Source organism: Streptomyces sp. NPDC023481 (assembly GCF_055560195.1).
In genome coordinates, this window is record NZ_JBVHJE010000004.1 from 58,540 (window position 1) to 73,029 (window position 14,490).

Here is a 14,490-nt window from a genome sequence, read left to right on the forward strand (position 1 = left end):
TTCACCGCGCGCTGCCCGAAAACTCCGCGTAGCAAGCCCGTAACACGACTGGTGTTGCCTACCGGGCGTCAGTGCTGGCGGTCGGGTGGGAGCTGGGCGATGACTGGGCAGCAACGTCCGGACGGGCAACGGGAGTTCGCGAGCTACCTGGACGCCCTGCTGGCGCGCCTCGATCCGCGAGGCGGCTGGTGCGGGGTGTTCTGGCAGCGCGACCCCGAGGGCATGCGGGCCTGCCTGGACGGGCGCGAGGTGCCGCCCTGGGACGTGGTGGAGGCGCTGCTGGAGGACCTCGGCGGGGCGTACGGCCCCGCCGCCGCGGCGGCCGAGCGGGAACGGGCCCGCGCCCTGCACGCCGCCGCGCTCACCGCGTACGACGCCCGGCCCGGCGCCCGGGACGCACTGGCCGACCGGCTCGACGTCATGCTCCGCGAGCAGCGGTACGCCGCGGAACGCCAGGCCGAACTGACCTGCCGGCTGTCCGCGCCGCTGTCCGCACAGGAGGCCGCGTCACTCCGCCTCGACCTCGCCTGGGCCCGCGACGACCACGAACGCGCCACCGCCCGCTGCGTCGAGCTCCGCTCCCGGCTGGAACGGGCCGCCGACCGCCTCGCCCCGCCCGCCCCCACCCCCGCACCCGAGGCCGTACCCCCCTCCGGGGCCGCCCCTCAGCCACCGCCTGCGGAGCCCGACTCGGCGATCGCCGCCGCCCCCGCCGCACCGCGCAAGCGACGGCGCGGCAGCGCCCGGTTCGCAGGGCTCGCGGAGGGCGAACAGGTCGCCCCGGTCGTCGTACCGCAGACACCCGCGGCCGGGGTGCCGGGGGCTCCCGCCGGGCGGCGTACCCCGCGAGGGGCGCGGTTCGCCGGGGTGGAGGAGGTGGCCGAGCCGGTGCGGGTGGCCGTAGCCGCCATGGACGAGGGGGCCGTGGCGGCCGTCGCCGCGGTCGTGGCGCGACTGGCGCGGCTGCGTACCGAGGGCCGCAGCGGGGAGGCGCACGCGCTGCTGGCCGAGGCCGCGGGGTGGCCCGTGGGCCGGCTGCCGCTGCTCGCGGACGCCCTGCACCGCGCGGGGCTCGGCGCCGACTGGGCGACGCTGCTGTGGGAGGCCGCCGCGCTGCCCGCGGAGCACCTGGTCGCCGCCGCCGACGCGCTCACCGCGGCCGGGCGGGACGGTGACGGACGGCAGGTGCTCCGGCAGGGCGTCGCGCGGCCGGCGGAGCAGATCGGGGCGGCGGTGCTCCGGCTGGACGCGGAGGAGCGGGAGCGTGAGGTGCGGGCCCTGCTGGACGCCTACGTGCGGGTCCGGACGCCCGAGGAGGCCGCCCGGTGCGTCGCCGCCCACCCCCGCCGCCTGGTCCCGCTGCTGCTCCGGGCCGCACGCGGCGTCTCCGAGGAGCGCCACTGGGACCTCGTACACGCGCTGCGCGTCGCGGGCCACGCGACGTGACGGAACCCGGCCCGGCGCCCCGTCCGGGCTCACCCCGCCTCACAACCGCTGGCCCACCGGAGTGTGAAACGTGATCGACTCGGCCCGTTGACGGCGATGGTCTTGGCAAGGGGCGCCCGGAGGCTTACTTTCGTCCCTCTACGGCCTATTCTACGGGCGTAGAGGCTCTGACGTCGCGTCGAAGGAGCAGCTCATGGCCAACGTCGTCCGCGCCGCTCTGGTCCAGGCCACCTGGACCGGCGACACCGAGTCCATGGTGGCGAAGCACGAGGAGCACGCCCGCGAGGCGGCCCGCAGGGGCGCGCGGATCATCGGGTTCCAGGAAGTCTTCAACTCCCCCTACTTCTGCCAGGTCCAGGAGCCGGAGCACTACCGCTGGGCCGAGCCGGTGCCCGACGGGCCGACCGTGCGCCGGATGCGGGACCTGGCGCGCGAGACCGGAATGGTGATCGTCGTACCGGTCTTCGAGGTCGAACAGTCCGGTTTCTACTACAACACCGCCGCCGTGATCGACGCCGACGGCAGCTACCTCGGCAAGTACCGCAAGCACCACATCCCGCAGGTCAAGGGCTTCTGGGAGAAGTACTACTTCAAACCGGGCAACCTGGGCTGGCCCGTCTTCGACACCGCCGTCGGCAAGGTCGGCGTCTACATCTGCTACGACCGGCACTTCCCGGAAGGCTGGCGGCAACTCGGCCTGAACGGAGCACAGTTGGTCTACAACCCGTCCGCGACCCACCGGGGCCTGTCCGCCCACCTGTGGCAGCTGGAGCAGCCGGCGGCGGCCGTCGCCAACGAGTACTTCGTCGCCGCCATCAACCGGGTCGGCCAGGAGGAGTACGGCGACAACGACTTCTACGGGACGTCGTACTTCGTCGACCCGCGCGGACGCTTCGTCGGCGACGTCGCCGGCGACAAGGACGAGGAACTCCTGGTCCGCGACCTGGACTTCGACCTCATCGAGGACGTGCGGCAGCAGTGGGCGTTCTACCGCGACCGCCGCCCGGACGCCTACGAAGGGCTGGTGCAGCCGTGAACGACCTGTACTCCCGCCACCGCCGGGTCCTGCCGGACTGGCTCGCCCTGTACTACGACGACCCGATCGAGATCACCCACGGCGAGGGACGCCACGTCTGGGACTCGGCCGGCCGCCGCTACCTGGACTTCTTCGGCGGCATCCTCACCACGCTCACCGCGCACGCGCTGCCCGAGGTCACCAAGGCGGTCAGCGAGCAGGCCGGCCGGATCATCCACTCCTCGACCCTCTACCTCAACCGGCCGATGGTCGAACTCGCCGAGCGGATCGCCCAGCTGAGCGGCATCCCGGACGCCCGGGTGTTCTTCACGACCTCCGGCACCGAAGCCAACGACACCGCCCTGCTGCTCGCCACCACCTACCGGCGCAGCAACACCGTCCTCGCCATGCGCAACAGCTACCACGGCCGGTCCTTCAGCACGGTCGGCATCACTGGCAACCGCGGCTGGTCCCCGACCTCCCTGTCCCCGCTGCAGACCCTGTACGTCCACGGCGCGGTCCGCACCCGGGGGCCGTTCGCCGGCCTGGACGACCGCGCGTTCATCGACGCCTGTGTCGCCGACCTGAAGGACATCCTCGGCCACACCCGGCCGCCGGCCGCGCTGATCGCCGAACCCGTCCAGGGCGTCGGCGGCTTCACCTCGCCACCCGACGGACTGTACGCGGCCTTCCGGGAACTGCTGACCGAACACGGCATCCTGTGGATCGCCGACGAGGTGCAGACCGGCTGGGGGCGCACCGGCGACCACTTCTGGGGCTGGCAGGCGCACGCCCGCAGCGGCCCGCCGGACATCGTCACCTTCGCCAAGGGCATCGGCAACGGCATGTCCGTCGGCGGGGTCGTCGCCCGCGCCGAGATCATGAACTGCCTGGAGGCCAACAGCATCTCCACCTTCGGCGGCACCCAGGTCACCATGGCCGCCGGCCTCGCCAACCTCGCCTACCTGCTCGAACACGACCTCCAGGGCAACGCCCGGCGCGTCGGCGGGCTGCTCATCGAGCGGCTTCGGGCGGTCGCCGCCCAGCTGCCCGGGGTACGCGAGGTACGCGGCCGCGGACTGATGATCGGCGTTGAACTGGTCCGGCCGGGCACGGACGAGGCCGACCCGCGGGCCCTCGCCGCAGTCCTGGAGGCGGCACGCGAGGGCGGGCTGCTCCTCGGCAAGGGCGGCGGCCACGACACCACCGCCCTGCGGATCACCCCTCCGCTGTCGCTGACCGTCGCCGAGGCCGAGGAGGGCGCGGCGATCCTGGAAGACGCGCTGAGGAGCACGTACTAGAGAACGGGCGTACGGCCATGACCACCATCCCGGAGTCCCGCCACCCCCTCCTGCCGGAACCGGCGCTCTCCGTCCGCCAGGTGCTCACCCTGGAACGGGTGCTCGCCGGGGAGCCCGAGGTGGTGGCCGGCGCCGCCCAGCTGGACCGGCCGGTGCGCTGGGTGCACGTCGCCGAGGCCGCCGACGTCGGCGTGATGCTGAGCGGCGGCGAGATGGTCCTGACCACCGGGGTGCTGCTCGCCGGGGACGAGGCCCGGCAGGCCGAGTACGTCCGGTCCCTGCACCGGGCGGAGGCGGCGGCCCTCGTCCTCGGCCTCGGGCGGGCCTTCCCCACGCCGCCCGAGGTGATGCGCCGGGCCGCCGAGCGGTGCGGGCTGCCCATGGTCGTCCTGCACCGGCCGTTCCCGTTCGCCGAGCTGACCGAGGAGGTGCAGTCCCGGCTGGTGCGGCGCAAGTACGCCGCGATCAGCCTGTCGGAGACGGTACGCACCGCGCTCACCGGGCTGATCACGGCCGGGGCCCCGCTGCAACGGCTGCTCGACGAGGTCGCCCGGCACAGCGGCTGCCCGGTCGTCGTCACCAACCTCGCCCACCGCGTCCTCGGCACGGCGGGGGAGCGGCCGGCGGTGGACGACGTGCTGCGCGACTGGGAGCGGATCGCCCGGCAGGCGGGCGGCGACGGCGAGGGCTGGATCCACGCCGAACTGGGCGGCCGCGGGGAGCGCTGGGGCCGGCTGCTGCTGTGCGGCTACCGGGGCGACGCGGCCACCGGGCGGCTGCTCGCCGACCGGGCCGCCGAGGCGCTGGTGCTGCACCGGATGCTCGACGCCTGTGCGCACAGCTGGGAGGAGCAGTCCGCGCAGAGCCTGCTGACCGACCTCGTCTCCGGGGTCCTACCGGCCCGGCAGCTGCTGCCTCGGGCCCGGGCCGCCGGGCTGCCGGTGAACCGGCGCACGTTCGTCCCGCTCGTCGTCCAGGGCCGCGGTACGGACCAGCTCGACCGGGTGCTGCGGCTGCTGGGGCTGCCCGGCATCGTCGCCGAACTCGCCGACGGGACGGCCGCCGTGCTGCTCAGCCTCGCCCGCGACCAGGACGCCGACGCGCTCACCGCGCACTTCGCGACCCGGCTGCGGGCCCAGGCGCCGGCCGTGGTGGCCGCCGCCTCCTCCCGTACCGGCTGGGAGGAGGTGCCCGCCGGGCTGCGCGAGGCCCGGCACGTCGCCGACGCCGTCGCCGGGTCCTCGGCCGCCCTGGACCTGCCGGCCGTCGTCCGCCTCAAGGACGTCCATCTGCGCGGGCTGATCCGGCTGCTGCGCGACGACCCGCAGGTGCAGTCCTTCGCCGAACGCGAGCTGGACGGGCTGCTGTGCGGGGCCGAACCGGAGCTGCTGAACGTCCTGCGGACCTATCTGGCGACGGGCCGAAACAAGTCCCGCACCGCCCAGCTCCACCATGTCTCCCGGCCGGCCCTCTACCGCCGCCTGGAGGCCATACAGACCCGCCTGGGCGTCGACCTGGACGACTTCGAACAGGCGGCCTCCGTGCACATCGCGCTCCTCGCGCACGACGCGCAACAGGGGTGAAACATGCGACGACCTGCGAAAACGGCGGTGAAACATGGGACCGGGCACGCGTGACACGGTGGCACGCCGACCGCCCGCGGACGTGACACGCTGCCAGTCCACCCGGCCCCCGGGGCTTTCTAGGCTCACCGGACACCGAGCTACCGGAGGTCCCGATGAGCCGAGTGATCCGTGCCGCCCTCTTCCAGACCGCCTGGACCGGCGACAAGGAGTCCATGATCCGGGTGCACGAGCAGGCGGCCCGCGACGCCGCCGCCCAGGGCGCCCAAGTCCTCTGCTTCCAGGAGCTGTTCTACGGCCCCTACTTCTGCCAGGTCCAGGACAAGGCGTTCTACGAGTACGCCGAGCGGATCCCCGAGGGCCCGACCGTGCGCCGCTTCCAGGCCCTCGCCCGCGAACTGGGCATCGTCCTGGTGCTGCCCATGTACGAGGAGGAGCAGCCGGGCGTCCTGTACAACACCGCCGCCGTGATCGACGCGGACGGCTCCTACCTCGGCAAGTACCGCAAGACGCACATCCCCCAAGTGCAGGGATTCTGGGAGAAGTTCTACTTCCGCCCCGGCAACGGCGGCTGGCCCGTCTTCGACACGGCCGCGGGGAGGATCGGCGTGTACATCTGCTACGACCGGCACTTCCCGGAGGGCTGGCGGGCGCTGGGCCTCGCCGGCGCCGAGATCGTCTTCAACCCCTCGGCCACCTCGCGCGGCCTGTCCCGCTACCTCTGGCAGCTGGAGCAGCCGGCCGCGGCCGCGGCCAACGAGTACTTCGTCGGCGCGATCAACCGGGTGGGCGTGGAGGACCTGGGCGACAACGACTTCTACGGCACCACGTACTTCGTGGACCCGGAGGCCCGGTTCGTCGGCGAGGTGGCGAGCGACAAGGAGACCGAACTCGTCGTCCGCGACCTGGACCTGGCCAAGCTCCGCGAGGTCCGCGACCGCTGGCAGTTCTACCGCGACCGCAACCCCGCCGCCTACGGCCCGCTGACGGCGCCGTAGCACCGCCCCGGACCGGCGCGGGGCCGTACCCGACGGGGGGCTCCGCCGCGTGGGCGCGACCGGCCGCCACGCTCCCCGCACCCGACCACGAAGGAGGAGGCCCATGACCCGCCGAACAGTCATCCGCGGTGGCCTGGTCATCACCGCGTCCGACGAGATCCACGCCGACGTCCTCATCGAGGACTCCCGCATCGTCGCCCTCGCCGCACCCGAGTCACAGGACTGGAGCGCGGACCGCACGATCGACGCCACCGGGAAGTACGTCATCCCGGGCGGCGTCGACGCCCACACCCACATGGAACTGCCGTTCGGCGGCACCTTCGCCTCCGACACCTTCGAGACCGGCACCCGGGCCGCCGCCTGGGGCGGTACGACGACCATCGTGGACTTCGCGGTACAGAGCGTCGGCCACACCCTGCGCGAGGGCCTGGACACCTGGCACGCCAAGGCCGAGGGCAACTGCGCGATCGACTACGCCTTCCACATGATCGTCTCCGATGTGAACCAGGAGACGCTCAAGGAGATGGACCTGCTCGTCGAGGAGGGCGTGACCAGCTTCAAGCAGTTCATGGCCTACCCGGGCGTCTTCTACTCCGACGACGGGCAGATCCTGCGCGCCATGCAGCGCTCCGCCGAGAACGGCGGCCTGATCATGATGCACGCCGAGAACGGCATCGCCATCGACGTGCTGGTGGAACAGGCCCTGGCCCGCGGCGAGACCGACCCGCGCTACCACGGCGAGGTCCGCAAGGCCCTCCTGGAGGCCGAGGCCACCCACCGCGCCATCCGGCTCGCCCAGGTCGCCGGCGCGCCCCTGTACGTCGTGCACGTGTCGGCGGCGGAGGCGGTCGCCGAGCTGGCCCGGGCCCGCGGCGACGGGCTCAACGTGTTCGGCGAGACCTGCCCGCAGTACCTGTTCCTGTCGACGGACAACCTCGCCGAACCCGGCTTCGAGGGCGCCAAGTACGTGTGCAGCACACCGCTGCGCCCCAGGGAGCACCAGGCCAGGCTGTGGCAGGGCCTGCGGACCAACGACCTCCAGGTCGTCTCCACCGACCACTGCCCCTTCTGCTTCACGGGCCAGAAGGAACTCGGCCGGGGCGACTTCTCGAAGATCCCCAACGGCCTGCCCGGCGTCGAGAACCGTATGGACCTGCTGCACCAGGCCGTCGTCGACGGGCACATCTCGCGCCGCCGCTGGATCGAGATCGCCTGCGCCACCCCCGCCCGGATGTTCGGCCTGTACCCGAAGAAGGGCACCATCACCCCGGGCGCCGACGCGGACGTCGTCGTCTACGACCCGCACGCCGAGCAGGTGATGTCCGCCGAGACCCACCACATGAACGTCGACTACTCGGCGTACGAGGGCAGGCGCGTCACCGGCCGCGTCGAGACGGTCCTCTCGCGCGGCGAACTCGTCATCGACCGGCGCGAGTACACCGGCCGTGCCGGGCACGGCGTCTTCACTCCGCGCTCCACCTGCCAGTACCTGAACTAGGAGAGTCGTCCATGGACTTCGGACTCGTCCTGCAGACCGACCCGCCGGCCTCCCGCGTCGTCAGCCTGATGAAGCGGGCCGAACGCAACGGCTTCCGCTACGGCTGGACCTTCGACTCCGCCGTGCTCTGGCAGGAACCGTTCGTGATCTACAGCCAGATCCTGGCGAACACGGAGAGACTGAAGGTCGGCCCGATGGTCACCAACCCGGGCACCCGCACCTGGGAGGTGACCGCCTCCACCTTCGCCACCCTGAACGACATGTTCGGCAACCGCACCGTCTGCGGTATCGGCCGCGGCGACTCCGCGATGCGCGTCGCGGGCCGCACCCCCAACACCCTCGCCCGGATCAGCGAGGCCATGAAGGTCATCCGGGCCCTCGGCCGCGGCGAGGAGGCCGACCTCGGCGGCACGAAGATCCGCTTCCCGTGGATCAGGGAGGGCGCCGAACTCCCCGTCTGGATGGCCGCGTACGGCCCGAAGGCACTGAAGATGGCCGGCGAGGAGGCCGACGGGTTCATCCTCCAGCTCGCCGACCTGTACCTGACCGAGTACATGGTGAAGGCCGTCAAGGACGCGGCGACCGCCGCCGGCCGGGACCCGGCCGAGGTGACGGTCTGCGTCGCCGCCCCCGCGTACGTCACCGAGGACGACTCGCCCGAGGCCCTCGCCCACGCCCGCGACCAGTGCCGCTGGTTCGGCGGCATGGTCGGCAACCACGTCGCCGACCTGGTCACCCGGTACGGCGAGCACTCCGCGCAGGTCCCGGCGGAACTCACCGACTACATCAAGGCCCGGCAGGGCTACGACTACGCCCACCACGGGCGCAGCGGCAACCCGGACACCGCGTTCGTGCCGGACGAGATCGTGGACCGGTTCTGCCTGATCGGGCCCGTGGAGAAGCACATCGAGAAACTGACCGCGCTGCGCGCCCTGGGCGTCGACCAGTTCGCGGTGTACGACATGCACGACGCCCGGGAAGCCACCATCGACGCCTACGGCACGCGCGTGATCCCCGCCGTCAACGCCTGACCCCGACCCCCGTCCACCGAGTCCCCCCACGCTCCCCCCACGCCCCCCTTGGTCTCCCCTCCCCGCCGTCCCCGGGGAGGGGGCTGGTGCCCGCACGGCCTCTCCCGATCCACCCCTCCCCGATTGGCCAGCCCATGACCGACACCGCTCCCCCGGCCGTACCCATATCCGGCCAGGTCACCCACCCCGACGGGCGCGTGGAACTCGCCCCCGGCACACCGCCGCCCAGCGGCCGCTACGCCAACGAGGACCTGCTGCCGGTCCCCGCGGCGGGCCGCACCTGGACCACCTACAACTTCTCCGCCCTGTGGGTCGGCATGGCCCACAACACCGCGTCCTGGACCCTGGCGTCCGGGTTGATCGCGGTGGGCATGGACTGGAGACAGGCGGTGTTCACCATCGCCCTGGCCAACCTGGTCGTACTGGTGCCGATGCTGCTGACCGGGCACGCCGGCCCCAAGTACGGCATCCCGTTCCCGGTGTTCGCCCGCGCCTCCTTCGGGGTGCGCGGCGCCAACCTGCCCGCGGTCGTGCGGGCGTTGGTGGCGTGCGGCTGGTTCGGCATCCAGACCTGGATCGGCGGCGAGGCGATCTACTTCCTCGCCGGGAAACTGATCGGCGACGGCTGGCGGAACGCCTCGCACGTCGGCGGGTACGCCTGGACCATGTGGCTGTCCTTCGCGATCTTCTGGGCCGTTCAGGTCGCCATCATCCACCGCGGTATGGAGACCATCCGCCGCTTCGAGAACTGGGCCGCGCCCTTCGTCCTGGTCGGCGCGATCGTGATGCTGTGGTGGATGAGCAGCAAGGCCGGCGGCGTCGGCCCGCTCTTCGACCAACCGTCCAGGCTCGGCTGGGGCGGCGACTTCTGGAAGCTGTTCTGGCCCTCCCTCATGGGCATGATCGGCTTCTGGTCCACGCTGTCGCTGAACATCCCCGACTTCACCCGCTACGGGAAGAGCCAGCGGGCGCAGACCTGGGGCCAGGCGCTCGGCCTGCCCACCACGATGACCCTCTTCGCGTTCCTGTCCGTGCTGGTGACCTCCGGCTCACAGGCCGTCTACGGACAACCCGTCTGGGATCCGGTGCAGTTGGCGGCGAAGACGGACAACCCGGTCGGGCTGCTCTACGCCCTGGTCACCGTGCTGGTGGCCACCCTGTCCGTGAACATCGCGGCGAACCTGGTCTCCCCGGCCTTCGACTTCTCCAACGTGGCCCCTCGCAGGGTGAGTTTCCGCACCGGCGCGCTGATCACCGCGGTCCTCGCCGTGCTGATCTTCCCGTGGAAGCTGTACTCCGACCCGCAGGGCTACATCTTCACCTGGCTCGGCCTCGTCGGCGGGCTGCTCGGCACGGTCGCGGGCATCCTCGTCGCCGACTACTGGCTGCTGCGCCGCACCCGGCTGGACCTCGCCGACCTGTACCGGGCGGGCGGCCGCTACTGGTACCGGGGCGGCTGGAACTGGCGGGCGGTCGTCGCCTTCCTGGCCGGCGGGGTCCTCGCGGTCGGCGGGGCGAGCTTCAAACCCCTGCTCGACGGCCGGCCGATCCCCGCCCTGGCCTCCCTCGCCGACTACGGCTGGGCGGTGGGCCTCGCCACCTCCCTGGTGCTGTACCTGGGCCTCACCCTGGTCGCCCCGCCGAGAACGGTTTCGGGGTGAGGGCGGCACGGGCGGGCACGCGCGGCGGGATACACCGGCGGACCGGGTTCAGCCCCGGCCGCCGCCGAGCGCGGCCACCGCGGACCTCGCGGCCTTGATGGCGCCCTTGTTGATCTCCTCCGTGCCGGGGGCCTTCCTGGTCTCGAAGTCACTGCCGTTGTAGGTGACGACGACGAGGGCGTTGGCGACGCGGACCAGCACGACGCCCTCGCGGGTCTGCTGCTTGTCCTCCGTGGTGAGGTTCACGACGGAGTAGGCGCTGTCCCCGAGCCCCGGCACGGCCCCGCCGCCGCTCTTCTCGGCGACCCGCTGCTCGTAGTCCTTCCTCGCCTCCTGCTCGGACGCGCCGAGCTCGAACGACACGTCGAGCCAGCGGTAGTCGTAGCCCTTCAGGGCGTTCCAGGAGCAGGTGCGGCGCAGGTCGGTGTCCGTCGACGGGATCTCCTTGCCGGCCGGCTTCGCGCCCGGCACCAGGGAGGTGACGATGGACGCGGGCACGGCGGCGCAGGGGGCGGGCGCGGTGCTGTACGTGCGCGCCGCCCCCTCCGCGGAGGGGGCGGCGGTGGCGGCGGACCCGGCGGGCGTCTGGTGGGCCGCCGGGGGCCCCGCGGCGTCCGGCGGCGTGGCCGGCCCGGACGTCAGCGCCCAGCCGGCGCAGGCGAGGACGGCGACCGGCGACAGACGCGCGGTGAGAGCGATCGGCAGAGGAAGGGAACGCACGGCGCACTTCTCGTGGGGGAGGGGGTGCGGAGGGGTCCGCAGGGTGGACGGGGACGACAGTGTCACACGACTGCCTGTGGGGCGGAAGTGCCAACGCACTGCGTACCCGGCCCGTCACGGCAGCCCGGGCAGGGTGTGGTGCTTTGCCCGGTATCCGCCGTGCCCGCGGCCGCCGTTCGGGTCTACGGCACCCTCGCGGTCCACTCCTCGGAGGCGAACTTGGTGCGTGCCAGCTCCTCGGCCCGGGCCAGTTCCGCGTCGGTCACCTCGCCCCGCGTCAGGCCGTAGCGCGCCCGGAACGACTCGATCATCCGGTCGATGACGGCCTCGCGCGGCAACCCGGTCTGCCGGCGCAGCGGATCGACCCGCTTCTTCGCGCTCCCGGTGCCCTTGTCGGACAGCTTCTCCCGCCCGATCCGCAGCACCTCGACCATCTTGTCCGCGTCGATGTCGTACGACATGGTCACGTGGTGCAGGACGGCACCCGGGCCGCCGTCCGGCCCGACGATCCGCTTCTGCGCCGCGCCCGCGATCTTGCCCTGCTCGGTGGCGATGTCGTTCAGCGGCTGGTACCAGGCCCGGATGCCCATGTCACCGAGGGCGCCCAGCACCCAGTCGTCCAGATAGGCGTAGCTGTCCTGGAAGGACAGGCCCTGGACGAGCGACTCGGGCACCGACAGCGAGTAGGTGATGGTGTTGCCCGGCTCCACGAACATCGCGCCGCCGCCCGAGATCCGGCGCACCACCTCGATGCCGTGCCGCGCCGCGCCCTCGGGGTCCACCTCGTTGCGCAGCGACTGGAAGCTGCCGATGATCACCGCGGGGGCGCCCCACTCCCACACCCGCAGGGTCGGCGGCCGCCGGCCCGCGGCGACCTCGGCGGTCAGCACCTCGTCCAGCGCCATGTGCAGGGCGGGCGGCTGCGCGGCCTCGTGGATCAGCCGCCAGTCGTAGTCCGTCCAGTCCGTGGCCCGGGCGAGCGCCCGCCGCACCGCGATGCCGACGCCGTCCGCGGTCAGCCCGTACATCACCGTCCCCGCGGGCAGCGCCGCCTCGATCCGCGCGGCCAGCCCCGCCGCGCCGGTGTCGGCGGGGGCGCCCTCGAGGGCGCCGTTCACCGCGTCCAGCGCCTCGTCCGGCTCCAGGAAGAAGTCGCCCGCCACGCGCACGTGCCGCAGCACGCCGTCCTCGACCTCCACGTCCACGACGACGAGCTTGCCGCCGGGCACCTTGTACTCACCGTGCACCGCAGGACCTCCGTTCCCACCGCACGACCCCAACACCGGCCGCGGGCGGGGTGTTCCCGGGCGCCCGCGGCGCGGACCGAGCCGAACGCGGAACTCCCCGGCCGCTCCCCGGCGGGGGCGGCCGGGGAGGAGCCCGGCGATGAACGGGGTGTCAGTGGGTCATGCGTGGCGGTGCGAGTGCCGGTTGCCCGTGATGACGCGGTAGAGGGCGAGGAGGATCAGGGAGCCGACGATCGCGGCGATCCAGGTGGAGAGATCGAAGAACCCGTCGATGGAGTCGACACCGAAGATCACCTTGCCGAGCCAGCCGCCCAGCAGACCGCCGGCCACACCGATGAGCATGGTGATGATGATGCCGCCCGGGTCCTTGCCCGGCATGATGGCCTTGGCGATGGCGCCGGCGAGCAGGCCGATGATGATCCACGCGATGATGCCCATGTGCGTCTCCGTCTCGTCGTATAAAGCCTGTGTTAGCTCCCCGTCTGTACCGTCTGGGCGCGGACAAACGTCCTGGTGTCGAAAATCCGGAGACTCCACGCGGGCACACTCGTCGCTCATCTGTGACTTCGCACTCTCCGAAGAGCGCCCCTGATTGGTCCTGGGTCTGGTGGGAAGTCGGAGGTGCACAGCCCGCCCGCGGTGACCCCGGAGCGGGTCGAGTCCCGGGTGAGGCACGTCAGCGTTCGCCCGTCACCTTAGGAGTGCCGTGACCGTTCGCATCGGAGTGGAAGAAGAGTTCCACATCGTCGAGGTGGAGACGGGCCTGCTCGCCCCGCGAGCCGACACCATGCTGGAAAAGCTGCCCGACGGCACCTTCACGACCGAACTGCAACAGGCGACCGTCGAGTGGAACAGCGGTGTGCACGACAGCCTCACCGGCCTGCACGACGACGTGGTCCGCGCGAGACGCCGGCTCGACGCCGCGGCGAGCGCCCACGGGCTGGCCGTGGTGGCCGCCGGTACCGTGCCGCTGGCCCGGCCCCAGGACACCCGCCCGACCGCCGGGAGCCGCTACCGCCACATGGTCGACGAGTACCGCATGATCGCCGAGGAACAGCTGATCTGCGGCACCCACGTCCACGTCGACGTGCCCGACCGCGACCTGGCCGTACGCCTCATGTGCGAGGTGGCCCCGTGGCTGCACGTCCTGCTGGCCCTGTCCGCCAGTTCGCCGTTCTGGCTGGGCACCGACACCGGCTACGCCAGCTGGCGGACCATGGTGTGGCAGCGCTGGCCCACCGCCGGCCCGCCGGCATGCTTCACCGGCGCCGCCGACTACGACGCCGCCGTGCAGGGCCTGATCGACTCCGGGGTCATCAGCGACGCGGGAATGATCTACTACGACATCCGGCCGTCCGCCCACCAGCAGACCCTCGAACTGCGCATCTGCGACGCCTGCCCCCGCGCGGAGACGGTCGTGCTGATCGCCGGGCTCTTCCGCGCCCTGGTGACCGAGGCCCGCGAGCGGCTGGAGACGACGGACGCGCCCGGCTGCCCGGGCCGGCACGAGTGGCTGCGCGCCGCCGCCTGGCGGGCCGCGCGTTCGGGCCTCGAAGGGACCTTGGTCGATCCCGTCACCCGGCACGAGGCACCCGCCGCCCAGGTGGTCCGGCGCCTGCTGTCCCGGGTGCGCCCGGCGCTCGAAGCCGTCGGGGACTGGCAGGTGGTCCGGGACCTCGCGGAGCGGGCCCTCGCGGCCGGCAGCGCCGCCCACCGGATGCGCCGCACCGCCGAGGCCGACGATCTGCTCGCCTGCACCGACCTCGCGATCGCGGAGACCCGGGGCGACGAGCACCCGCGCCGTCGGCCCGCCGCCCCCGCCCGGCGCGTCGCCTCCGCGGGGCTGCCCGTCGCCTCCCCCTCCGGGGCGGGCGGGGCCGGGACCGGAGGCCGCTGAGCCGTACCGGGCCCCCGGCCCCTCGACACGCCACGCCCTCGACACGCCGTACCGACTTCCGTCCCGTCCAGACGACCGTCCCGTCCACACCCC

General features: G+C 72.7%; 12 protein-coding genes. 9 read left to right on the top strand and 3 right to left on the bottom strand.

What is annotated here, in order from left to right; all coding sequences use genetic code 11:
- The first annotated feature begins 99 nt into the window (after positions 1 to 99).
- From ACZ3ZD_RS10565 to ACZ3ZD_RS10600, 8 genes are all read left to right on the top strand, one after another.
- Positions 100 to 1,446, top strand: coding sequence for a hypothetical protein (locus tag ACZ3ZD_RS10565; RefSeq protein ID WP_467395388.1), 1,347 nt, complete (start codon positions 100 to 102; stop codon positions 1,444 to 1,446).
- Between the two features lie 193 nt (positions 1,447 to 1,639).
- Complete coding sequence (locus ACZ3ZD_RS10570; protein ID WP_467395389.1) at positions 1,640 to 2,482, top strand: nitrilase-related carbon-nitrogen hydrolase; 843 nt, start codon at positions 1,640 to 1,642, stop codon at positions 2,480 to 2,482.
- A complete protein-coding gene (locus ACZ3ZD_RS10575; protein WP_467395390.1) occupies positions 2,479 to 3,762 on the top strand; it encodes an aspartate aminotransferase family protein in 1,284 nt (427 codons plus the stop codon). The genes ACZ3ZD_RS10570 and ACZ3ZD_RS10575 overlap by 4 nt, the downstream gene beginning before the upstream one ends.
- 17 nt (positions 3,763 to 3,779) lie before the next feature.
- Complete coding sequence (locus tag ACZ3ZD_RS10580) at positions 3,780 to 5,345, top strand: PucR family transcriptional regulator (RefSeq protein WP_467395391.1); 1,566 nt, start codon at positions 3,780 to 3,782, stop codon at positions 5,343 to 5,345.
- Positions 5,346 to 5,500: 155 nt separating this feature from the next.
- Complete coding sequence (locus tag ACZ3ZD_RS10585; protein WP_467395392.1) at positions 5,501 to 6,343, top strand: nitrilase-related carbon-nitrogen hydrolase; 843 nt, start codon at positions 5,501 to 5,503, stop codon at positions 6,341 to 6,343.
- 103 nt (positions 6,344 to 6,446) lie between these two features.
- A complete protein-coding gene (gene hydA / locus ACZ3ZD_RS10590) occupies positions 6,447 to 7,841 on the top strand; it encodes a dihydropyrimidinase (protein ID WP_467395393.1) in 1,395 nt (464 codons plus the stop codon).
- 11 nt (positions 7,842 to 7,852) lie between these two features.
- Positions 7,853 to 8,872, top strand: a complete 1,020-nt coding sequence (locus ACZ3ZD_RS10595; RefSeq protein ID WP_467395394.1) for a TIGR03842 family LLM class F420-dependent oxidoreductase — start codon at positions 7,853 to 7,855, stop codon at positions 8,870 to 8,872.
- A gap of 134 nt (positions 8,873 to 9,006) precedes the next feature.
- Positions 9,007 to 10,533 carry an NCS1 family nucleobase:cation symporter-1 gene (locus tag ACZ3ZD_RS10600; protein ID WP_467395395.1) on the top strand — a complete coding sequence of 509 codons (1,527 nt, stop codon included), beginning with the start codon at positions 9,007 to 9,009 and terminating at the stop codon, positions 10,531 to 10,533.
- A 48-nt stretch (positions 10,534 to 10,581) separates the two neighbouring features.
- Here the strand turns inward: ACZ3ZD_RS10600 and ACZ3ZD_RS10605 are convergent, their stop codons facing one another.
- The 3 genes from ACZ3ZD_RS10605 to ACZ3ZD_RS10615 form a co-directional block, all read right to left on the bottom strand.
- Positions 10,582 to 11,253, bottom strand: coding sequence for a hypothetical protein (locus tag ACZ3ZD_RS10605; RefSeq protein WP_467395396.1), 672 nt, complete (start codon positions 11,251 to 11,253; stop codon positions 10,582 to 10,584).
- Positions 11,254 to 11,435: 182 nt separating this feature from the next.
- Positions 11,436 to 12,500, bottom strand: coding sequence for a lipoate--protein ligase family protein (locus ACZ3ZD_RS10610; protein ID WP_467395397.1), 1,065 nt, complete (start codon positions 12,498 to 12,500; stop codon positions 11,436 to 11,438).
- A 159-nt stretch (positions 12,501 to 12,659) separates the two neighbouring features.
- Positions 12,660 to 12,938, bottom strand: coding sequence for a GlsB/YeaQ/YmgE family stress response membrane protein (locus ACZ3ZD_RS10615; RefSeq protein WP_467395398.1), 279 nt, complete (start codon positions 12,936 to 12,938; stop codon positions 12,660 to 12,662).
- Between the two features lie 268 nt (positions 12,939 to 13,206).
- On the opposite strand from ACZ3ZD_RS10615, the gene ACZ3ZD_RS10620 reads away from it, so the two are divergent.
- Positions 13,207 to 14,397 carry a carboxylate-amine ligase gene (locus ACZ3ZD_RS10620; RefSeq protein WP_467395399.1) on the top strand — a complete coding sequence of 397 codons (1,191 nt, stop codon included), beginning with the start codon at positions 13,207 to 13,209 and terminating at the stop codon, positions 14,395 to 14,397.
- The last annotated feature ends 93 nt before the right edge of the window (positions 14,398 to 14,490 follow it).